Origin of the sequence: Maribellus comscasis, from assembly GCF_009762775.1 — a bacterium.
GTDB classification, from domain to species: domain Bacteria; phylum Bacteroidota; class Bacteroidia; order Bacteroidales; family Prolixibacteraceae; genus Draconibacterium; species Draconibacterium comscasis.
The window spans coordinates 6,620,152-6,642,796 of sequence record NZ_CP046401.1 but is presented as its reverse complement, the minus strand read 5'-3'; the positions used below and the strand labels follow the sequence as shown (position 1 = coordinate 6,642,796).

The following is a 22,645-nucleotide window of genomic DNA, read 5'->3' as shown; positions in this document are numbered from 1 at the left end:
ACAGATTGTAATTATTTTTGGCTTTTTGCTTACACTATAAAAATAAATAAAATACAAAAAAGTCTTAAAATGGAGTTTCAAAACCTGATAAAGAACCGTTTTTCTGTTCGAAGTTTTAAAAACACAGCCATTGAACCGGCAAAAATAAACATGATTTTAGAGGCCGGAAGATTGGCTCCGTCGGCTGTTAACTTTCAGCCCTGGCATTTTATAGTAGTCCAACAGACTGAAAATTTGAAAAAGATAAAAGCTATTTATCCGCGCGAGTGGATTACCTCCGCTCCGGTGCTTATAATTGCATGTTCTGACCACTCAAAATCATGGAAAAGAAGATTGGATGGGAAAGATTCTGCTGATATTGATATTTCAATCGCAGTCGACCATATGACTTTGCAGGCTGTTGAAATTGGATTAGGAACCTGCTGGGTTTGTAATTTTGATGCAAAAAAGTGCTCTGAGTTATTTAATATTCCTGAACATATTGAGCCTGTTGTGATATTACCGCTCGGATATCCCGATATTTCAGCTCCCGAGAAAAAAAGAAAACCACTGGAAGAAATCACACACTGGGAAACTTTTTGATTTTTTAGATTCTATTTTTTAAATATTTCTCAAGCCGGTTACACCCCTCTTCTATATTTTCAATAGAATTGGCGTAAGAAAACCGAAGGAAGCCTTCTCCGTTTTCACCAAAATCAACACCGGGAGTAACTCCAACATGTGCATTTTCGAGAATATGGAAAGCCAGGTTGTAACTGTTGTTTGACAAATGTTTTGCATTTACAAAAACATAAAATGCCCCGGTTGGCGGTACTAAAATGTTAAATCCCATTTTCTGAAGCCTGTTAACAAGATATTTCCGACGTTTGTCATAGGTTTTTCTCATCTGCTCAACTTCTATCGCGGCATTTTTAAGGGCTGAAATTCCTGCTCGCTGTGCGGTTGAACTTGCACATATAAATAGATTCTGTTGCAACTTTTGCATGGGGCGAATATATTCCTGTGGCGCAATTACATATCCCAGTCGCAAGCCGGTCATGGCATATAACTTTGAAAATCCATTTAAAACAAAAGCATCCTTTGAATATTCCAAAACGGAATGAGCACGATTTTCATAAACCAGTCCGTGATAAATCTCATCGGAAATAACAGGAACATCAAACTTAAGCAAATCCTGCATAACTTCCGGAGATAACAGATTTCCCGTTGGATTCATCGGACTGTTAATCAGAATAGCCTTTGTTTTTTCTGAAATTCTTTTACAAATTTCTTCCGGACGGTATTGAAAGCCATCTTCTTCATAAACGGGAACCTTAACAGCTTTTGCCCCTATAAAGCGAATAAAATTCTGATAACAAGCGTAGCCAGGATCGGAAAGGATCACTTCGTCTTCAGCTTCACACAATACGCCCAGTGTTAATAAAATTGCAGGCGAACTTCCTGAAGTTACAATAATCTGTTCAGGAGAAACAGTAACATCATATTCCCTTTTGTACTTTTTTGCAATCTCTTCTCTTAATTCAGGATCTCCCAAACTATGGGTGTAGTGGGTTCTTCCTTCAACATAAGCCTGATTTACAGCTTCAGAAACACATTGAGGCACATTAAAATCGGGTTCCCCCACTTCGAGATGAATTACATTTATTCCTTTTCGCTCCATCTCTGCAGCTTTCTCCATCACCTCCATTACAATAAAAGGTTTTATCTCTTTTGCCTTTTGTGTTATCATTGCTCGTTTTTGGTTTTGGGAGCTAAATTATGCAGAAATTGATGGTTCAGCAATACCATTTCTCATATTTATCTGATTTATTAAATATAATAACGGGCAATTTGATATGCCTGGCTTTGGTATCCGCCTCCAAACAAATAATAGTGATTCAATACATGGTACAACTGGTACAGTTGATTTCTGTCGCGCCAGTCAGAAAACAACGGATTTACCGAATTGTAGGCATCGTAAAAACGCTGACTAAAACCACCAAACATTGTCATAATGGCAAACTCCATTTCCCGGTCGGCATAATATGAGGCCGGATCGATTAAAGCCGGACCTTTTTCAGTAATCATGTAATTGCCCGACCATAAATCGCCGTGAATTAAAACGGGTGTTGATTCTTCAGGTATCAGCGTCGGAATTCTGGCCAAAAGCTTTTCATAAGCCTGCATTTCAGTAGCGGGTAAAGGTCTTTCATCCTGAATCAAGTCGAGCAAAAACCCTAAACGATTATCGCGAAAAAACTCAGCCCAGCTTTTGTTCCAACGATTATTTTGCTGCGTGGCCCCACAATAATTATCGTTGTAAAAACCATTATTTTTGTTGGTATATTTATGAATGACAGCCAACCCAGCTCCCAGTTTCTCGTCGTCACCCGCTTTTGAATATCTTGGCGGTAAAAATTCCTGTACCAAAAATCCAGGGGTATTATCCACCATTTTTGAGGCATAAACTTCCGGAACAAGTATTTCTCCATTCGCCGCTTTATTCATCTCTTTCAGACTTTCAGCCTCGCGCAAAAAAATATCTGCCGCACAGTTTGCGTTCCACTTCAAAAAAAACTCACCCACATTTGTTTTTATTTTCGATGCATGATTGATACATCCTCCTCCCAAAGAGCCGGAAGATTGAATTTTAACGTCCTTTCCAAATTTTTTGCTTAGCGCTTTCTCTACTTCTTCCTCAATCCCTAAAGACTTGTTTTGAAACAAACTCATAACAACCTGTTAATATTATAAGGTTAAAAGATAAAATAAAAACAGGCAAAAACGGAGCATCTTATATCATTATTTCCTTATTATTTTCGGATAGCCGTTTGTTTTCTCTTTTTGTTGAGTAAACTATCTTATAAATTTTTTACCAACCCATAAAAGATAATTAGTTTTGAATAAAAATTTGTGAATGAAACTCTACGATTTAACACATCGGTTAAACAATGAAAGTCCTGTCTATCCGGGAATCTCTTCACCTCAATTTACTGCCACTGCAACTATTGAAAAAAATGGCTATCGTGAAACCCATTTTAGATTTCACTCGCATTTGGGAACACATATTGATGCCCCTGCCCACATGTTAAAAGATGGCCTTTTTCTGAATGAAATGAATATTGATTCTTTTTTAGGACAAGCATTGATTATTTCTGTTTCATCTGACGTTCAAATCATCGGGAAAGATATTTTGGTGAATTACAAAGAATCGATTTCCAAAACCGATTTTGTACTATTCAAAACGGGATGGAGCCGCTATTGGGGCGAAGAAGAATATTTTGGCAGATTCCCTGTTTTGAATTCAGAAGCGACAGAATATTTGCTTTCTTTTAAATTAAAAGGTATTGGTTTTGATGTCATTTCCGTTGACCCGATGGAAAGCAACGATTACAAAAATCACTATTCCATTTTTGAAAAAGGTTTGATTATTATTGAAAACCTTGTTTTTCCTGAAAGCCTAAAAGAAGCTACAGGAGAATTTTCCTGCTTTCCTTTAAAATATGAAAAAGCAGATGGTTCTCCTGTTCGGGCAATTTTCAGAGTTGACTAGACAGATATTTCTGTAACTCCCTTTTCTAGATTAAAACACAAAAGAGACTCAGAATTATCGGAATAAAATGAGTTCGTTTTTATTTCATTTTTTTTCGAAACCTGATTTAAAACGATCTGATTGTTGATTTTAACTTTACGAACGCGACCGTTTACTTTTATCGTAAAATCGTTGGCGGCAAAAGGTGCTTTTAAACGGATAGTCTTTTTGTCCGCCTCAATAGTTGTTAATTCTTTTGCTGCCCAATAACGCGAAATCTCCGCAAGTTTCATCCAAGTTAAATGGTCGTATTTTTGATTCAACCGATGCACCACCTGTTTTAAAATATTAAATCCAACTTTTTCGCCATTGTAATAAATTCCGGGCCAGTGACAAACCATAACAGCGGGCTCTCCTGAATCAATAACCTCAACCATCCTTCCCTGTTGTAAATCGGATGTAATAAATTTATTCACATCGCCGGGTACCAATCCATCCCAGCCGCCAAACCAGTCTCCGGTACAACCCAAAATTGAAACCACACATTTAGGATCGTCTGTATCCAAACCGGAAGGAAATCTTACTTGCGGGGCAACACTTTTATCCTTTTCTGTATACAAATCTCTAAAATAATGTGGAATTTCAGCACCATAAACATCGCGAACTGCTTGTAAAGTTCCCAAAGCGAGATTATCCTGATTCCGTCCGGCATACCCCCCTGGAGTTGTTATTCCCTCGCAAGGTAATCCTGCTTCCTTCAAAATATTTAACGCGTAGGCCTGATATGCTCCCAACTCATCAGCACTTTTATTTTGGCTCCACTCCCAGTTTTCCATGTATTCAGGCGTTGCATGCGGAAAAGGTTTCCCGGTTTTAATATCAATCACACGGGTATGACTAATCATTTCGGGGTGAATATCCCAGTTGGGCAAAATAACCTCTCGAACAAGATTAAGACTATTCTGCAGTTCTCTTTCAGTCCATCCTGGAATAAATCGACTCACCCACCCTGTGCACGCCGGATAGGGAACAATACTGTATTTTCCTTTCACCCCATTCTCTATTGCCCATTCACCAAATTCACGAACAAAACTGTCCGGGATTTCATGCGGCAGCTTTCTCCAGTTCTGCTTGTAATTTTCAGGGAAAACCTCAGCAAATTGCGGAATCCCGTAATAAGCCATGTTTACAAGCGTGGTAGAATCATCGATAATCAAACTAACGGGTACGCGATTTCGAGGATTAACAACTTCTATCTTTACAGAACTTTGCTGCGAAAAACTAATTCCTGGAACAACTGCCATCGCTGCCCCCGCTTTTACAGTAGTATTTAAAAAACTACGCCGACTGGTTTTCATAATTTCAAAAAGTTATGTTTTGTAAGTTAAATAAAAAAGAGCTTGACTACAATCCTTGTTTAAAATATTTTTAAAAAAATATGCGCTGAAAACCTGAAAATATGGTTAAAAAGTTCAAATTAAGAAAACTCAAAGTAAATCACAAAAACGTCACAAATAACTCATGTTCATTTCATTAAAATGATTCTACAACAATATTTCGTACCAGTAATTAAATCATGTCTAAATAATAATTAGTCAATTTCGCGCCATGATTACAATTACCTTTGCCAAATTCACATTAAAAACTAAAAATGAAAGTTTTAAATATTGGAGATTTAAGCATTAAACTTCCGATCATACAAGGAGGTATGGGAATTGGTATATCAATGTCAAAGCTTGCTGCAGCAGTCGCAAATGAAGGAGGCGTTGGCGTAATAGCTGCCGTTGGAATCGGAATGTTTGAAAAGGACTACGCACGCGATTTTATTGAAGCAAATATTCGGGCATTAAAAAGAGAAATTCAAACAGCAAAAGAAAAAACAAATGGAATTATAGGTGTAAATATTATGGTGGCGCTGACCAACTTTTCGGATATGGTAAAAACAGCCATTTCAGAAAAAGTGGATATTATTTTTTCCGGTGCAGGCCTGCCAATGAACTTACCGGAATTTTTGACAAAAGGTTCAAAAACCAAGTTGGTTCCTATTGTTTCTTCCGGAAGAGCAGCCGAAATTTTATGTAAAAAATGGAAACAACTTTATGATTATTTGCCTGATGCTTTTGTTGTTGAAGGTCCCAAAGCCGGCGGACATTTAGGTTTCAAACGCGAACAACTGGATAATCCTGATTTTGCCCTTGAAAAACTGGTTCCTGAGGTTGTTAGTCATGTAAAACCCTTTGAGGAAAAATACAATAAAAATATACCGGTAATAGCTGCCGGTGGAATATATACCGGCTCCGACATCAAAAAAATTATGGATTTGGGTGCGTCCGGAGTGCAAATGGGAACACGGTTTGTAACGACCGACGAATGCGACGCTTCCCGGGCATTTAAACAAACCTATATCGATTCAAAAGAAGAGGACATGGAAATTATTCAAAGTCCGGTTGGATTGCCGGGAAGAGCCATAAGGAATGAATTTATTGAAAAAATTAACCGCGGTGAAAAAAAACCGGTGAAATGCCCTTACAAATGTTTAAAAACGTGCAATTTTGAAAAAACACCCTATTGCATTTTCGCAGCTTTAATGAGTGCAATGAAAGGAAATTTTAACGGTGGATATGCTTTTGCAGGTTCAAATGCATTCAGATCATCCAAAATAATTTCCGTAAAAGAAACTTTTGATTCAATAATACGAGAATTTAAAGAGGCGGTATCGGTTAAATAAAAACAGGAAGACGGTCAAAAGCCGTCTTTTTTATTTTCCTTTGCGCATGCGGCGGCGAACAGGTTTAGGATGATATACACCACGACTAACTGATTTTACATCCTCAATGGAATAAAAGGCGTTTGGATTGGTTTCCTTCACAATCCGCTCTACCTTTTGAATCTCTGTTCGTTTGATGATGCTGTAAATAATGCTTACACTTTCAGATCCTCCCCGGGCATTGTGATGTGTAATTCCGTACCCGGATCCTTTTAAATTGCTTATTAAGCTGGCAGCTTCCTTTCGTGTTATTATCTGAATTTTTACAATGCCAACAGCAAGTTTCTCTTCAATTATCAAACCGATATAATTTCCGGTGGCAAAACCTCCCGCATAAGCAAAATAACAAGCCCAGTTGTCTAAATCCTGAAATATTTTAGAAATAGCAACCAGCCAAATAAACACCTCAAAAAAACCTAAAAATGGTGCCCATAATTTCTGCCCTTTTGAAACCATAACAATACGAATGGTTCCAATTGTAACGTCCAGAATTCGTGACAGGAAAATCAGAAAAGGAAGTACAAAATAAGTAAAAGTTGAGCTGTCATAGAAAGTATCAAGGATGACCATTTTTTCTATCAAAGGTATTTAAAATTCTGATGTGAAATGAAATTTTATACCCTTAAACTCATCCTGCGCCATTTGCAAAATAAAAGATGAATCGGCCATAAAAACATCTCTTCCCAATTTGTCTTTTGCCATTTTTTGATGCTTTCGTTTTTTAAATTCCGTAAGAATTTTTGGGTCATCCGATTCAATCCAACATGCTTTATACATCGATAGTGGTTCGAAACGGCATTTGGCATTGTATTCATGTTCCAAACGATATTGAATTACCTCAAACTGCAACTGTCCTACAGTACCAATAATTTTACGACCGTTAAACTGGCTGGTAAATAGCTGTGCAACTCCTTCATCCATCAATTGGTCAATTCCTTTTGCCAATTGTTTTGACTTCATCGGGTCTGCATTTTCAATATACCGGAACAACTCAGGTGAAAAACTGGGAAGTCCCTTAAAATGAATCTCTTCGTTATCCGTAATTGTATCGCCGATTATAAAGTTGCCGTTATCGGGAACGCCTATTATGTCGCCGGGAAAAGCCTCTTCAACTATTTCTTTCTGAGATGCCATAAAAGCTGTTGGGCTGGAAATACGCACTGTTTTCCCGGAACGGATGTGTTTATACATCTTATTTCGTTCAAATTTTCCCGAACAGATTTTTACAAAGGCAATTCTGCTGCGGTGATTCGGATCAATATTGGCGTGAATTTTAAAAACAAATCCTGAGAAACCACTTTCATCAGGTTTTACTTCACGTTCTTCTGCAAAACTGGGTTTTGGCGAAGGTGCAATTTGTAAAAAAGCATCCAGTAATTCCTGAACTCCAAAATTATATAATGCCGAGCCAAAAAATACCGGAGCCAAATCGCCGGCCAGATATTCTTCACTATTAAATTCCGGATAAACCCCTTCGACCAGTTCCAGCTCTTCGCGCAGCGTTTCTGCATCGTCACCAATGTGATCCTCCAGGTCGGGACTGCTGATGTCCTCAAACTTTATTCGTTCTTCAATTTCCTGAATATTTGGATTAAAAAGCTTTAAGCTACGATTAAAAATATTGTACACCCCTTTAAAATCGGGCCCGTTGTTTATTGGCCAGCTCAAAGGACGAACCTGAATTTTCAGCTGTTCTTCAATCTCATCCATCAGAGTAAACGAGTCACCCGCCGGACGGTCCATTTTATTTACAAAAACAATAACCGGCGTTTTACGCATCCGGCAAACATTCATTAGTTTTTCAGTCTGCGGTTCTACTCCTTTTGCCGCGTCAATGACAATAATAACACTGTCAACCGCTGTGAGGGTGCGAAACGTGTCTTCCTGAAAATCCTGGTGACCTGGCGTGTCAAGAATGTTTACTTTGTAGCCATCGTATTCAAAACCCATAACTGAAGTAGCAACAGAAATACCACGCTGGCGTTCAATTTCCATAAAATCCGATGTAGCACCTTTTTTTATTTTATTGCTTTTCACCGCGCCTGCAACACGAATAGCTCCTCCAAAAAGCAGCAACTTTTCGGTAAGTGTTGTTTTCCCCGCATCCGGGTGGCTTACAATCCCAAAGGTTCGTCGTCGTTTTATTTCATCCAGAAATTTCATATAACACCCTATTAATTGAGGCCGCAAAAATAGTAAAGATGTTTTAAGTTTAATATTATATGCAAAAAGATTACATCTGCCCGGTATTAAAAACGTGCTCTTAAAACAAATCTCATCTTCAACAGCGAACACTTTAGCCTTCGCTTTGTAAGGCTTTAACTTTGGCAACCAAAAGTGTAATCCCGATTCCAAAAACGCCAATAACCGCATAAGAATAACGTAATCCAAAAGCCTCAGCAATAAAACCGATAAGAGGCGGTCCCATCAGGAATCCCAGAAAACTTACGCTTGAAACGGTTGCCAGAGCAATTCCGGGTGGAATTTTATGTTGCTTGCCAGCTGTGCTGTAAACAGTAGGTACAATGCTGGAAACTCCCAGTCCGACCATCATAAATGCGATGGTACTGGGAATCAGGTATGGAAAAATAACAGAGGTGAAAAGTCCGCCTGAAATCATAATTCCGCAAATTCGCATTAACCGTTTTCGACCTATTTTTGAAATCAGGTAATCAGCCAGAAAGCGGCCTGTCGCCATCATAATCATAAAAGAAGTATATCCGAGAATAACCAAAGAATCAGGTGCTTTTACTACATCTTTAAAATAGACTCCGCTCCAATCAAACATGGCTCCCTCGCTGGCCATACTAAAAAAACCTATTATACCGAGTTGCAGCAAAATCCCGTCGGGTTTCATAAAAAATTTCCGACGTGGTTCATTTTTCCCTTTGTGTGCCTCACTGCGCAACAAGTAAGGGTAATTAATTTTTACAATGCCCCAAACGATCAGAATTATTACAACAAAGTGCCAGAATGGAGCCACTTTCAAATTTACCATTACCAAACCAATAAGCGCTCCTGTAAATCCTGCCAGGCTCCAACCGCCATGAAATGAAGCCATAATTGGACGGCCATAAAGGCGTTCAGCTGCAACTCCCTGAGTATTTACTGAAATATTACACATGTTTCCAAAAATGCCAAAAAGAAAAAGAACACCGGCCAATTGCCAGCCAGCCTGCACTAATCCAATACCACTTAAAGCAAAGGTGTAGGCAGGTAAAGCAAATTTTAAAACATTATGACTTCCAAAACGGGTAACAAGCTTTCCTGAAAAAGGCATCATCAAAAATTGTCCGACGGGAAGTGCAAACAGAATACTTCCAAAAACACCATCGCTAAGTTGAAGTGTTGTTTTTATATCCGGTATACGACTTGCCCAGGAAGCAAAGGCCAGCCCCATACAAAAGTATACCAAAGAAACCGCCAGCCTCGCCCGCTTTTTATCAATCGCCAACTCCATATTACCAAGTGCAATTCCCGTCATTTCTCTATTTTTGTAATAAGAGGGCAAAATTATGAAAAGCAGGATATCTACTTATTATCGGGGCAAATATCAATGATACGTTAAGAAATTGAAAACGACTTTATCTTTTATTCTTTGCTTTTCTAATGATTTTAGAGATGTGTTCCCAGTAACGCTCGTGAAACTTAACACTTTGTTTTCCAATAATGTCGTTATAACTCATTGCTTCGTCTTCGGGATGAAACTTCCTTACATACAAATCTTCGTACAGGCCGGGAACTTCGGGGTGAAACTGAACAGCAAAAACATTGGGATAAACGCTGTGAACAAGTCCTTCTACAATTTTTCCATCAGGAGAAAGAGCTGTTACTTCCAATCCTTTTCCAAGCTTCTCAGCAGCCTGATGATGACTGCTGTATATACGCGGCTCCCAGCGTTTCGAAACCTTTACAACATCACCAAAAAAAGGATTATCAGTAAATTTTATTGTATGAAGATTTATTCCCATAAGTAAGGTGTCTTCAACAATTTCCTGCCAGTAGTTACGATGTAAATTTGTACGGCCTATTTTTAAAGCAGCTTCAGGATTTTCAGCACCAAAAATTTCGGAAGGAATATCCTGTATCAACGTCCCGCCGGTAGCTACATTCATTGTTTGCATTCCGAGGCAAAACCCTGTGACCAAATACTTTGGTTTTTCTTTTAAAAAAGGCTCATATTGTTCATTCCGCGAACTCCCCAGAAGATGAAAAAGAAAAGTAGTTTCAAAGTAATGACGGGCAGGGTCGGTTACAATAGAGCGAGTATTTTTTTCACCGTATACGCCGGGAGGAATATCAGGCCCGCCAAAAAAGAACACGCCCACTGAGTTTTTAAAAATCAATTCCAAATCTGCAGTACAATCATTTTTCTCAAAAAGATTATCCTCAGTTAAATCTCCCTTTATTTCGTGTAAATAAAAATTCTTCAAGTTGTTTTCCCGAATATATGCTTTGGTTTCGCCAAAATCGTAGTTCTGTCCTTCAAAATAAACACCAACAAACCGTGTTTTTCCTTTTTTTATATCAAGTAAACCGGCATTTTCAAGATAGCGGACTGTTTTTAAATTCCTGACTGTTGGATTGGTAAGAAGAACGTATTTTTTACGGTTATTAAATTCCTGGTGAAAAAAATCCTGGGCACTCGTGGTGATAACTGCAAAAACCAGAAATAATAAAAATATTCTTTTTTTCATATTCTCGGGTATTTGAATTCAAATATAATAATCATAATCGTTACAAAACAGTTTTTACATATTCTATGAATAAAGTGATATTATAATTTGCAGACTCCCCAAACTTTGTAAATTTGTGATTAAACAAAAAACTACTTATTATGAAATTCAATTTTAAGACTTCTTACATCGTTATTGCAGTTGTGGTTTTAATTGTGCTATTGCTGTTTGGCGGGCGTATGTTTTTAATAATAGAAGCCGGAGAACGAGGTGTAGTTTTCAGGCCTTATACAACTGGTTTAGACAAGGAACATGTTTATGGAGAAGGGTTTCACATTATTGCACCGTGGAATGAAATGTACATTTACAATGTGCGTGAACAGCAGCGTGAAGAAACCATGGATGTACTTGATAAAAACGGGTTATCAATTAATACAGATATCACCGTACGGTTTAATCCTATTTATGATAAAATAGGATATCTGCACGAACAATTTGGAGTCAACTATATCAACGTGCTGGTTGTTCCTGAAGTTCGTTCCGCTGTTCGTCAGGTTGCCGGGCGTTATACTGCTGAAGAAATTTATTCAACAAAAAGGGCCGAAGTAGAGCAAACGATAAAAGACGAAACGCGTAAAGTTCTGGAAGAAAACCATATTAACATGCGTGCGTTACTTATTCGTTCTATTAATTTGCCGGAACAAATAAAAGGTGCCATTGAAAGTAAACTTAAACAGGAACAGGAAGCCTTGGCTTACGAGTTCCGTTTGCAACGGGAAGAATCGGAAGCTGAACGCCGCCGGATTGAAGCAGAAGGGATTGCCAACTACAACCGGATTATCAATGCCAGTTTAACAAAGGCAATTTTGCAACAGCGTGGAATTGAAGCAACCATACAACTGGCCGAATCGCCAAACTCAAAGGTAGTTATTATAGGTAGCGGCGATGAAGGATTACCGTTAATACTTGGGAATAACTAATAATATATTATTTAACAGGCTGGTTTTTCCGGCCTGTTTTTGTTTTAAACAATTTTATGAAAAAAATCAAAAATCCTTTTACCGAAAAAGATTCATCAAGAAAAGAGTATAACTGTTTTGGGTGTTCACCTTTTAATGAGATGGGGCTAAAACTGGAATTTTGGGAAAACGGCGAGGAAATAGTTGCCAAATGGATGCCAAGCAAATCGATGGAAGGATGGTTAGGAGTTTTACATGGCGGAATTCAGGCTACATTGGTTGACGAACTTGCCGGATGGATTGTTTTGCTTAAAAAAAATACTTCGGGAGTGACTTCTTCATTAAATATTGATTATTTAAAACCTGTTTACATTTCAAAAGGTGAAGTAACCATAAAAGGTAAACTAACTTCTACAGAAGGAAAAATTGCCAAAATAGAATGCACTCTGCTCGACGGTGAAGGCAAAGAATGCCTGCATGCAAAGGCTGACTATTTTTGTTTTCCTGAAAAAATTGCAAAAGCTAAATACCACTATCCCGGTATTGAGGCATTTTACGAATAGAACAAACAGGAATAATCCTTTGTCGGAAGTCTGGGGTAAAAAACTATATGTTGAAAATTTATCTCATTTTAATCTTGCGAAAAAAGTTGGAGACTGGAAAAGATTCGTCTATTTACGTTTCTTTTTGAATTTTTCGTAGTTCTGAAAATCATCATCTTCATCTTCGAAATCTTCATAAATTGACAATCTTTTTTTGGAGCTTTTGCTTTTGGAGCTACCTGCTTTTCTGTTTGAATTAAAATCGGAGTCATCTGCAAAACGATGATTGCCTTTTTTAATAATCTTTTTCTTCATTTCTTTTGAAAGTTGCTTAAAATAAAAATAAAGTGTTTAAATAATTTAATTTCATACAGCCGAAAAATAAATATTTTTTACTTATCTGCATATTCTGTTCGAAAAAATTTTTACTTTTCTTTCTCATTGAAAACTAAACGTTTAATTTTTATAACGTTTAATTTGAATTTCTGTTTTATTCCCTTAATCGCTTTTTCCGGGAAAATAGAACATTCTTTTAATCGTTTATCGAATAACAAGTTAATAAAAATGAAGCAAAATATGCTACCGAAAAAATTCCTGTTTCTCATTTTTATATTCTTTTTTACAACTCCCTTTTTTTCAGAAGGACAATCAAATCAAAGAATTCAAAAACAGTTTGATAATGCTTTGCTATATTATAAAAATCAGGATTTTTCGTCAGCTATTGGAGAGTTGAATAAAATCATAGAAAAAGATTCCGGCTTTCAGGATGCTTATCTTCTATTGTCAGATGTTTACAAGGAAATGAAAAACGCTGAACTGGAAATCAAAAATCTTATATTGGCTCAGAATATTGCAGAAAAACCACTCATAAACTTTTATTTGGCTGAAGCTTATTTTTCGTTGGCTAATTATAAAAACGCACTTCTTCATTATAAGACCTATTTTGAAAGCGGAAATATTTCAGAAGAAAGAAAATCTGAAATTGCAAGACAGATAGAAAATTGCAAGTTTGCAATAAATGCAAAAAACAATCCTGTCGATTTTAATCCTCAAAGACTAAGTAACAATGTAAATTCAAATAACGACGAATACTGGCCGGTCATTTCACTCGACCAAAAAAAGCTTGTTTTCACCCGCCTGATAAGAATCCCGGGACGGATCCCACAGGAAGATTTTTATTTTTCTGAGTTAAATTCTGCAGGCTGGAATAAGGCCCAACCAATAAGCGAAATAAACACCCATCAAAATGAAGGTGCCGAAATACTTTCTGCCGATGAGAAATTACTGTTTTTTACTGCCTGCAACCGATACGACGGTAAAGGAAGTTGTGATATTTATTATTCGCGTTTTACGAACCAGAAATGGACGCAGGCAAAAAATGCAGGAGCGCCGGTAAATACCGGAAATTGGGAGTCGCAGCCTGCTTTTTCCTCTGATAACCGCTTTTTATACTTTTCGAGCAACCGGAACGGTGGAATGGGAAATAAAGACATCTGGAAAATTGAATTTAAAGGATTTGACCCGATTGGAAATATTATTTGGGGAGAACCTGAAAATTTGGGGGAGAATATAAATACAGAGGGAAATGAGATTTCTCCTTTTATTCATCCAAACAACAGGAATTTTTATTTTGTTTCTGACTACCATACCGGAATGGGCGGTTATGATATATTTACATCCAAATTATCTGCTGATTCTGTTTTTTCAAAGCCGGTAAACCTTGGATACCCTGTCAATACACAAAACGACGAGCAGGGTTTAAACATCAGCGCCGATGGAAGAAACGCCTATTTTGCTTCTGCGCGCAATGAAATATCAGGGCTGGATATTTACAGATTTGAACTCGATGAAAGCATCAGGCCAACACCTGTTACCTATGCAAAAACGAGTGTGATTGATGCCAAAACAAAGCAGGCAATCCGTGCAAGCATTAATTTAGTTGATCTTTCAGAAAGCAATAATGTGCGGGTAGAAAAAACCGATGATTCAGGAGAACTGCTGGTTTGTATTCCTTTAGGAACAAATTATGCCTTCAATGTTTCAAAAGAAGGATATTTGTTTTATTCGCAGGCTTTCCGCCTTGAAGATGCAAAAACGCTTCGTGAACCATATATTTTTACTATTGAACTTCAACCCGTTGAATTGGGAGCCGAAATGAATTTGTATAATATCTATTTTGAAACCGATTCATTCTCTATTTTATCAAAATCAGAACCTGAGCTAAATAAGCTAATCGGCTTTTTGGAGAATAATCCTTCATTGTTGATAGAAATCCAGGGACATACAGACGATACGGGAAACCAGGATAAAAACGAAGAGCTTTCAGAAATGCGTGCAAAATCGGTGGCAGAATACCTGATACAAAATGGGATCAACAAATCTCGTCTTCGTTCAAAAGGATTCGGACAAGACCAGCCTGTTGCTAGCAACAAAACAGAAGAAGGGCGCCAGTTGAACCGGCGCACAACAATTAAAATCCTTGGTAAATAATATTCTACTTTCTAAGTTTTTGTACATCTTCCGGTAAAATCGGACCGGAATTATTTCCAAAGCTGCTTCTAACGTAGCTTAAAACATCAGCAATTTGCTGATTGGAAAGATGCGCCTGAGGAGGCATAATACTATTGTATGTTTCTCCTTTAACTTCCACTTTCCCTGACATACCCTCCAGAATAATTTTTATTAGCTGTTCGGCGTCACCGTTTACAAAATCAGACTCATAAATCGGGGGATGCATTCCCGGAACTCCTGATCCATCAGCCATGTGGCAAACCAAACATACAGAATCGTACACTTTTTTTCCAGGATGTTCCTTTTGAGTGGCCGCTTTTTCAGTTACCGGAGCCGACTGATCGGGTTGCGAAATAACTGATTTTTCGTTTTTTTGATTACTCCCTCCGCAGGCAGCAAAAAGAACTGCAGATATTACTAAAAGCGCAAACTTATATTTCATGGGTATTATTAATTATATAAAATATTTTTGGTTAAATGTTTCTGTATTATTTTATGAGGAGTACATAATTTTCCATACTTTTCCATCAATGCTATCAACTACATACAAAGCACCATCGGGGCCTTGTGCCAATCCGCAAGGCCGGTGTTCCGCATCACGTGTACTCATTATGTTGTCTGTTCCTGCAAATCCATCTGCAAAAATTTCCCAGTCTCCTGATGGTAAGGAGCCGTCAAAAGGCACAAAAACAACAAAATACCCCTTTTGTGGTTCAGGTGCACGATTCCATGAACCATGAAAAGCAATAAAAGCACCATTCTTGTATCTTTCCGGAAACATGTCGCCGGTATAGAACAGCAAATCGTTCGGAGCTAAATGCCCGGGAAAAGCCATTACCGGATCTGATTTTGTTTCACATCTGCCCTGTATTTCACCATCGCCTCCATACTCAGGTCCCAAAACTTTCTTTTCCTTGAGTTGGTCATAATAACAATAAGGCCATCCAAAATCAGAACCTTCAGTAGCGAGGAATAATTCTTCGGCAGGTAATTCGGCATTATCTTCAGCGTCATACAGCTCTGGAAAAAACTGGTCGAGCTGGTCGCGGCCATGTTGAACCACGTATAGTTCGTCAACAGCGGTATTCCAAAAGTTGGCCATTCCGTTTCTGATTCCGGTTACATAACGAACTCCATCAATCATTTGATCCTGATTTAAAACATCGGCCTTAAATTTCCATGTACCACCTGAGTTTTCAAGCAACGGACACGGATCCATTCCCGGCGATCCCTTTGTTCTTGATTGTTCCATGCAGGCATTCGACGGTGCCCCCACATTTACATACATGTTTCCTTTTCCATCAAATGCCATAGGTTTTGCTTCATGTTGACGTTCATTTGGAAAACCACGGGCAATCATCTGCCATTCATTTCCAGGAACAAGTTCTCCGGGTGTTATCGGGTAGCGGACAATAGCTGTATCAGCACCAAAATATAAATATCCTTTGTGCAGTTTAATTCCTGTACCTGTGTGTTCTCCGGTGTATTCAACAACATCTGCTTTTCCATTTCCGGAAGTGTCTCTTAAACAGGCGATACCTTTGTTATCCGCTTGCTGTCTGAGAGAAACATAAATATCACCATTTTCGTTTACTGTTATGTGTCTTCCTTTTCCGATTTCGTCAGCAACTACGAGGGCTGAGAATCCTTCTGGTAAAGTTAAACCTCCATTGTCTGGATCGGGCACCTGAGTTGTTTTATGCTCCTGTTGACCACAGGAAAAAATTAAAAACGAGATAAGAATTACGGGAAATAAATTTTTCATGATTCGTTTTTTTAATTCTGTTTGTTTAACGCGATAATCACACAAAAGTTCAGAAATATTTAAGTTAAAAAATTTAATGCCTGTTTTATGGTCTATCTCACAAACACTTTTATAATTTTGTCCTGAACTACTGAGAAATGAACAAGTATTTACGTATAAATCACGATTCCGAAATTCCAAAATACAAGCAGGTTGTGAATATTATTATTTCCGATATCGAATCGGGGATTTTTAAAAAAGGACAACGTGTTCCGTCGATTAATGAGACAAGTGAAGATTTATTACTTTCGAGAGACACGGTTGAAAAAGCGTATGTTTTTTTAAAAAAGAAAGGTATCCTTTCATCTGTTCGGGGAAAAGGTTACTATGTTAATCAGGTCAGCGTATTCAAAAAATTGAAAGTGGCCCTTATTTTGAACAAATTAAGTAACTATAAACGAAGTATTTACTATTCATTGATTGAAACTTTAGGCACCAAGGCAAGTGTTGATGTTTTTATTTACAATTACGACTTGTCACAATTCGAAGATATTATTAACGACCAGATCTCAAGCTACGACTATTTTATAATACTTCCACATTTTAAAAGTGACAATCAACAGGCCATAAACATTATAAAAAAAATTCAAAAAGAGAAAGTACTTTTAATCGACCGAAATATGGAGTCTTTAAAAGAATATCCGGTTGTTTACCAGGAATATGAAAAAGACATTCAATCGGCACTTGGAAATGGTATTGACCTGATTCGGAAATACAAAAAAATAAACCTTGTTTTTCCTTCAAATCAATATTATTCCCGGTACATTGTTCGTGGGTTTCAAATATTTTGCCAGGTAAACGACTTACCTTTTTCTATCATCGAAGAGTTTAGCGATAATAACGTAAAAAAGGACGAAGCATTTGTTTTAGTTTCTGATGAAGACTTATATCAGTTTATCAAAGTCTGTAAAAGCAATTTTTGGAAGCTGGGGCACGACGTGGGTGTTGTAGCATACAATGACAACTCTGTAAAAGAAATTTTGGAGGATGGAATTACCACCATCTCAACCAATCACGATGAGATGGGACGTATTGCGGCTGAAATGATTGTAAGTAAAAATTTTTACCGGATTAAGAGCCCGTTTACATTCATCAAGCGCAATTCACTCTAAAATTATTCGCATTCATTTTTTAGAAAATATATTGTGAGAATAGAAAAATAATCTGAATGTATTGTCGTAAATTTGATTTTCAAATACTTTAGGTTTGTTTTATTCTCAAAAAGTATATGTGTTTGCGTATAAAAATTCGTCAATTTAGATAGACGAAAATCTAAAATTTTTAGTTGTACAATTATCTAAACCAATTAAAATGAAATTTCCAGGAATTGCTTTAATTGCTTTTTTACTTTTTACGGTTTCTTGTAAACAAAAACTTGAGTTTAAAACCAATTTTGATCTGACTAACGACAGAATCTGGGTAGGAAAAGACTTCTGGTCTGTACCGCTGGAAGACTGGAAAGTGGAAAACGGAAAACTATATTGCGTGGGCGGGATTCAAAATTCAAGGGTCAATCTACTTACCCATGTAATTTCTGAAGAAATGGGCGATTTTAAATTGTCAGCAAAAGTAATGCTTGAAGACAAAGGCAGTGCGCCGGGTTCAGCAGGCTTTCTGGTTGGAATGAAAGACGATGAAGATCCTGATGTTCGGGCGGCCTGTTATTTTGGTGGCGGTATAAAAGCAGGTGTCAATTTGAATGGCTATGTTTTTCTGAAAGACCAAAAAGTAGATTTACCCGAAGGTTTTGATTTTGATGAGTTTACAATTACGGTTACGGGGAGCACAACAAAGCTAAAACTCGATGTAGTTGATAAAAACGGAATAAAAACCGAAGAGCTCGTTGTGGATGGTGAAGGAATTCAAGGCCTGGTTGCCATTGCCAATAATTTACCTATGGGCGAAACAGAAAAACCAGGAAAATCAAAATTCTCTTTTGATGATTTTGAATTTTCGGGATCAAAAGTAATTGAAAAACAGGAAAATGCATTTGGTCCAATTCTTTGGACGATGTACACTTTGAGTAATAAAACGGTTAAACTGATGGCTTTGCTCCCACCTATCGGTGAAGACGATAATCAGGAAGTGAGCCTTCAGCTAAAAAAAGAAGAAAATTGGGAAACCGTCGATAGTAAAACCATTGAGCCAAATTCCAGAACTGCGGTTTTTAAACTCGAAAACTGGGATGACACAAAAGACACAGAATACAGAATTGAATATATTGAAACCGATAAGACAGGCAAAAAAACTCCTGATTATTATGCCGGTACCATTCGTAAAGATCCGGTTGATAAACCTCTGAAATTTGGTGGTTTAACCTGTCAGTTTCATTTTGGGTTTCCATATACACCATTGGTAGAGAATCTAAAGAAATTAAACCCTGACATTCTTTATTTCTCCGGTGATCAGATTTATGAGGGAAATGGCGGGTATGGAATAAAAAGGGAGCCTGAAGATATATCGATAGTCAATTACCTCGGAAAATATTATATGTTTGGCTGGGCATTCAGAGATTTATTACGTGACATACCAGCCATATGTACACCCGACGATCATGATGTTTTTCATGGAAATTTATGGGGTGAAAGCGGAGTTGCCAAACCGGGTGGCGCAGGAAGTTCTGACACACGAGGTTTTATGCAGTCGGTGAAAATGGTAAACGTCGTTAACCGCACGCAATGCGGACAGTTACCTGACCCGGTTGATCCGACGCCAATTGAGCAGGGAATGAGCGTTTGGTACACTGGTTTAAATTACGGAAGAATCAGTTTTGCCATTGTAAGCGACCGCATTTTCAAAACCGGTCCGGAAGCCGTTTCTGATTGGGAAGGAAGACACGATCATATGGTTGAACCGCGAGAAGACCTTTCATTTCTGGATAAAACAGGGGTGAAGCTATTAGGCGACAGGCAAATGAAATTTCTCAACAACTGGATTACAGACTGGAAAGATGTAGATATGAAAGTTTTGCTTTCTCAAACTGTTTTTGCCAATGCCGCTACACATCACGGCGGATTGGAAGGGTATCTGTACGGTGATTTAGATTCAGGAGGATGGCCAAAATCGGGCCGGGATAAAGTAATCAAACTAATGCGTAAAGGAGCTGTTTTTCATATTAACGGCGATCAACATTTGCCAACGCTGGTGCAATACGGACTGGAAGATTATCGCGATGCCGGGTGGAGTTTCTGTACTCCGGCAATTGCAGTAATGTACTTACGCTGGTTTTTACCCGATGAAGTCGGCTATCCGGTGCTTGATCGCCCGGAACATGGTTATCCGAATACGGGAAAATATACCGATGCATTTGGAAATAAGAATTATGTATATGCTGTTGGGAATCCCGGGAAAATTACAATCGATAGTGAAAGCCGGTATAATCACGCTCAAATTCGTTCTTCCGGTTTTGGCTTTGTTACATTTGACAAAAATGAACGATCAATAAAAATAGATGCATGGCGCTTTAAAGCAGACGTTGATAACCCTAATCCTGTGCGTGATGAATTCCCCGGCTGGCCAATGGAACTATCACAATTCGATAATTTCGGAATGGGCGCAGAAAATGTGCTTCCGGAAATTGTGGTTAATAAACCCAACCAACTGATAGAAGTGAGAAAATCAAGTAGCAATGATTTGATTCGTATATATAGAATGAAAGGAAACTCAGTACAGGTAAAACTGTTCCATCCCGGCACCTTTGATATTAAAATTGGTGAGGGCGATAATATAAAAGAGTTCAAAAATCTAAAAACAGAAGCAAAGAACAATAGTCAAAAAATAGCAGTAGAATTTTAAGTTTAGTTAGAAAAGAAAGCAACACAAAAGTCCATCCAATTTTACCGGGTGGATTTTTTTATGCAATTTTAGCAGATTCAAAAATCAACTTTCAACATTTATGAAAATAATTGTTTTTACTTTTCTGTCTGTTTTTTTTATACAAACTCTGTTCTCTCAAAATAACTATTTAAACCAGTGGCCCGGTTTCAGGGGCCCCTTTGCAAAAGGATTTATCGAAAATTCAGCAACGGTTGAAAACTGGAATCTTAAAACAGGGGAAAATATTTTGTGGCAAACATCCATACCGGGTTTGGGACATTCTTCTCCCGTTATCTGGGGCAACAAAATTTTTGTAACAACTGCTATAAGTGGCTCAGGGGAAAATTATCTAAAAGTTGGATTATATGGCGACGGAGATGCTGTAGAAGATGATTCGGAACATGAGTTCAAAATTTACTGTCTGAATAAAAATACAGGAAAAATTATCTGGGAGCGGTTGGCTTTCAAAGGTGTTCCGGCTGTAAAACGCCATACCAAGGCCTCACACGCAGATTGCACTCCAGCCACCGACGGCAAACATGTGCTTGCTTTTTTTGGTTCACAGGGATTGTATTGTTATGATTTTGAAGGAAATTTAATATGGGAAAAACAACTTGGGAAAATGAATGCCGGTCCATACAATGCTCCGGAGTTGGAGTGGGGATTTTCAAGTTCGCCAATCATTTATAAGGGAAAGGTAATCATTCAGTGCGATTTTCTTGGCGATGGGTTTCTGGCTTCATTTGATGTCAAAACCGGCGAACAAATATGGCGTACTCCACGCGATGAAGTTTCAACCTGGAGTTCGCCAACTGTTTTTGAAAAAGACGGAAAATCACAAATCGTTGTCAACGGATGGAAACATATGGGAGGATACGATTTTGAAACCGGCCGGGAAATTTGGAGAATGAGCGGAGGCGGTGATATTCCTGCTCCTACTCCTGTTTTTGAGAACGGCCTTATTTTTATCAACAATGCACACGGCAGGTATGCGCCTATTTACGCAATTACTCCTTCTGCAAAAGGCGACATCACACTTGGCGAAGATGAACGGTCAAACGACTATATTATTTGGAGTGTCAAACGCGGAGGTGCCTATATGCAAACACCGCTGGTTTACCGCGGTTACTTGTATAACCTGCAGGGAAATGGCTCGTTAACTGTTTACAAGGCAACAACGGGAGAAGAAATGTACAAACAAAGCCTGGGGTCAGTTGGAGGATTCTCCGCATCGGGAGTTGCATCAGGTGATAATATATATTTCTGTGCTGAAAAGGGAGATGTTTTTGTAATAAAAGCTGGCCCCGAGTTTAAAGAAATTTCACATACCACAATGAGCGATGTTTTGATGGCGAGCCCTGCAATATCTGAAAATGTCATTTATTTTCGTGCTCAGAAATCGCTTGTCGCTGTGGGCACAAAATGAAACCGGGCTAAAAGTAAAGAGGCTGTTGGAATATAAACCAACAGCCTCTTTATTTGACTTTTGTATTTATTGTTGCCCTCCATCAGGTCCGCCAAATCCTCCTGGCCTGCCCTGCCCTCTTCTGGCTCTCATTTCTTCCTGGAAAGCTTCATATTTTTCCCATTGGTCATCATTTAAAATAGTTTTCATTTTTTTATTTTGTTCCTCACGTGCTTTTTGCATCTGTTCACGCATGGCCTCAAAATCGCCTCCCCCCTGACCACGCATTTTACTCATATTTTCAAAATTTTCAATGGTGAGGTCGTAAACCTGTTTTTGTTGATCTTTACTAAGGTTTAACTGCTCGGTTAACCTTTCAACCTGACGTTCAGCCATTTCCTCCGGATCAAAATTTCCCCGATCTCCAAAGCCCCCCGGGCCAAACTGTTGCGAATTATTATTCCCCTGATTGCCGCAGCCAAAGGAAAATCCGATAAATAAAATCGTGACAAAAAATAATGTCTTGTTCATTTAGTTAAATTTTTTGAGTTAAGAATTCTGTTAATCACTTTTTGAATTCAAATTTGTATTTTACTTTTTAAACTATTTTGATTCAATTTAAATGCAAAAGTTTAATATGAGATTTTCTATTTT

Annotated in this window: 20 protein-coding genes; 9 read left to right on the top strand and 11 right to left on the bottom strand. The window is 38.1% G+C overall.

Annotation, left to right across the window (positions count from 1 at the left end; genetic code table 11):
- Positions 1–69 precede the first annotated feature (69 nt).
- On the top strand, positions 70–582 hold the full coding sequence (locus GM418_RS26755) for a nitroreductase family protein (RefSeq protein WP_158870688.1): 513 nt from the start codon (positions 70–72) through the stop codon (positions 580–582).
- Positions 583–586: 4 nt separating this feature from the next.
- Here the strand turns inward: GM418_RS26755 and GM418_RS26750 are convergent, their stop codons facing one another.
- Together GM418_RS26750 and GM418_RS26745 are read right to left on the bottom strand one after the other, a co-directional pair.
- On the bottom strand, positions 587–1,729 hold the full coding sequence (locus tag GM418_RS26750; protein ID WP_158870686.1) for a pyridoxal phosphate-dependent aminotransferase: 1,143 nt from the start codon (positions 1,727–1,729) through the stop codon (positions 587–589).
- Positions 1,730–1,809: 80 nt separating this feature from the next.
- Positions 1,810–2,712: a fructosamine kinase family protein gene (locus GM418_RS26745; protein WP_158870685.1), complete on the bottom strand. Its 903-nt coding sequence runs from the start codon at positions 2,710–2,712 to the stop codon at positions 1,810–1,812.
- Positions 2,713–2,896: 184 nt separating this feature from the next.
- On the opposite strand from GM418_RS26745, the gene GM418_RS26740 reads away from it, so the two are divergent.
- On the top strand, positions 2,897–3,532 hold the full coding sequence (locus GM418_RS26740; protein WP_158870683.1) for a cyclase family protein: 636 nt from the start codon (positions 2,897–2,899) through the stop codon (positions 3,530–3,532).
- Here the strand turns inward: GM418_RS26740 and GM418_RS26735 are convergent.
- The gene (locus GM418_RS26735) at positions 3,529–4,869 is read right to left on the bottom strand and encodes a hypothetical protein (RefSeq protein ID WP_158870681.1); all 1,341 of its coding nucleotides are present in this window, start codon (positions 4,867–4,869) and stop codon (positions 3,529–3,531) included. The genes GM418_RS26740 and GM418_RS26735 overlap by 4 nt on opposite strands.
- A gap of 293 nt (positions 4,870–5,162) precedes the next feature.
- Here GM418_RS26735 and GM418_RS26730 point away from each other — a divergent pair, with 293 nt between their 5' ends.
- A complete protein-coding gene (locus GM418_RS26730; protein WP_158870679.1) occupies positions 5,163–6,239 on the top strand; it encodes an NAD(P)H-dependent flavin oxidoreductase in 1,077 nt (358 codons plus the stop codon).
- Positions 6,240–6,269: 30 nt separating this feature from the next.
- Here the strand turns inward: GM418_RS26730 and GM418_RS26725 are convergent, their stop codons facing one another.
- The 4 genes from GM418_RS26725 to GM418_RS26710 form a co-directional block, all read right to left on the bottom strand.
- Positions 6,270–6,848, bottom strand: a complete 579-nt coding sequence (locus GM418_RS26725) for a DUF2179 domain-containing protein (RefSeq protein ID WP_158870677.1) — start codon at positions 6,846–6,848, stop codon at positions 6,270–6,272.
- 18 nt (positions 6,849–6,866) lie between these two features.
- A complete protein-coding gene (locus GM418_RS26720) occupies positions 6,867–8,441 on the bottom strand; it encodes a peptide chain release factor 3 (RefSeq protein ID WP_158870675.1) in 1,575 nt (524 codons plus the stop codon).
- A gap of 133 nt (positions 8,442–8,574) precedes the next feature.
- Positions 8,575–9,762, bottom strand: a complete 1,188-nt coding sequence (locus GM418_RS26715; protein ID WP_158870673.1) for an MFS transporter — start codon at positions 9,760–9,762, stop codon at positions 8,575–8,577.
- Positions 9,763–9,862: 100 nt separating this feature from the next.
- Positions 9,863–10,975 carry a gamma-glutamyl-gamma-aminobutyrate hydrolase family protein gene (locus GM418_RS26710; RefSeq protein WP_158870671.1) on the bottom strand — a complete coding sequence of 371 codons (1,113 nt, stop codon included), beginning with the start codon at positions 10,973–10,975 and terminating at the stop codon, positions 9,863–9,865.
- Between the two features lie 140 nt (positions 10,976–11,115).
- On the opposite strand from GM418_RS26710, the gene GM418_RS26705 reads away from it, so the two are divergent.
- Entirely contained in the window at positions 11,116–11,934 is an 819-nt protein-coding gene (locus tag GM418_RS26705; protein ID WP_158870669.1) for a prohibitin family protein, read from the top strand.
- Positions 11,935–11,990: 56 nt separating this feature from the next.
- Positions 11,991–12,476 carry a PaaI family thioesterase gene (locus tag GM418_RS26700; RefSeq protein ID WP_158870667.1) on the top strand — a complete coding sequence of 162 codons (486 nt, stop codon included), beginning with the start codon at positions 11,991–11,993 and terminating at the stop codon, positions 12,474–12,476.
- 108 nt (positions 12,477–12,584) lie between these two features.
- Here GM418_RS26700 and GM418_RS26695 read toward each other — a convergent pair whose 3' ends face one another.
- Complete coding sequence (locus GM418_RS26695) at positions 12,585–12,770, bottom strand: hypothetical protein (RefSeq protein WP_158870665.1); 186 nt, start codon at positions 12,768–12,770, stop codon at positions 12,585–12,587.
- A 261-nt stretch (positions 12,771–13,031) separates the two neighbouring features.
- Between GM418_RS26695 and GM418_RS26690 the strand changes: the two genes are divergently transcribed.
- Positions 13,032–14,945: an OmpA family protein gene (locus tag GM418_RS26690; RefSeq protein ID WP_158870663.1), complete on the top strand. Its 1,914-nt coding sequence runs from the start codon at positions 13,032–13,034 to the stop codon at positions 14,943–14,945.
- A gap of 4 nt (positions 14,946–14,949) precedes the next feature.
- On the opposite strand, the gene GM418_RS26685 is transcribed toward GM418_RS26690, so the two are convergent.
- Together GM418_RS26685 and GM418_RS26680 are read right to left on the bottom strand one after the other, a co-directional pair.
- Positions 14,950–15,408, bottom strand: a complete 459-nt coding sequence (locus GM418_RS26685) for a c-type cytochrome (protein ID WP_158870661.1) — start codon at positions 15,406–15,408, stop codon at positions 14,950–14,952.
- Between the two features lie 51 nt (positions 15,409–15,459).
- Positions 15,460–16,731, bottom strand: coding sequence for a PQQ-dependent sugar dehydrogenase (locus GM418_RS26680; protein WP_158870659.1), 1,272 nt, complete (start codon positions 16,729–16,731; stop codon positions 15,460–15,462).
- A gap of 137 nt (positions 16,732–16,868) precedes the next feature.
- Between GM418_RS26680 and GM418_RS26675 the strand changes: the two genes are divergently transcribed.
- From GM418_RS26675 to GM418_RS26665, 3 genes are all read left to right on the top strand, one after another.
- Entirely contained in the window at positions 16,869–17,882 is a 1,014-nt protein-coding gene (locus tag GM418_RS26675) for a GntR family transcriptional regulator (protein ID WP_158870657.1), read from the top strand.
- Positions 17,883–18,081: 199 nt separating this feature from the next.
- Positions 18,082–20,565 carry an alkaline phosphatase D family protein gene (locus tag GM418_RS26670; RefSeq protein ID WP_158870655.1) on the top strand — a complete coding sequence of 828 codons (2,484 nt, stop codon included), beginning with the start codon at positions 18,082–18,084 and terminating at the stop codon, positions 20,563–20,565.
- A gap of 100 nt (positions 20,566–20,665) precedes the next feature.
- Entirely contained in the window at positions 20,666–22,012 is a 1,347-nt protein-coding gene (locus tag GM418_RS26665; RefSeq protein WP_158870653.1) for an outer membrane protein assembly factor BamB family protein, read from the top strand.
- 66 nt (positions 22,013–22,078) lie between these two features.
- Here GM418_RS26665 and GM418_RS26660 read toward each other — a convergent pair whose 3' ends face one another.
- On the bottom strand, positions 22,079–22,522 hold the full coding sequence (locus GM418_RS26660) for a hypothetical protein (RefSeq protein WP_158870651.1): 444 nt from the start codon (positions 22,520–22,522) through the stop codon (positions 22,079–22,081).
- Between the last annotated feature and the right edge of the window lie 123 nt (positions 22,523–22,645).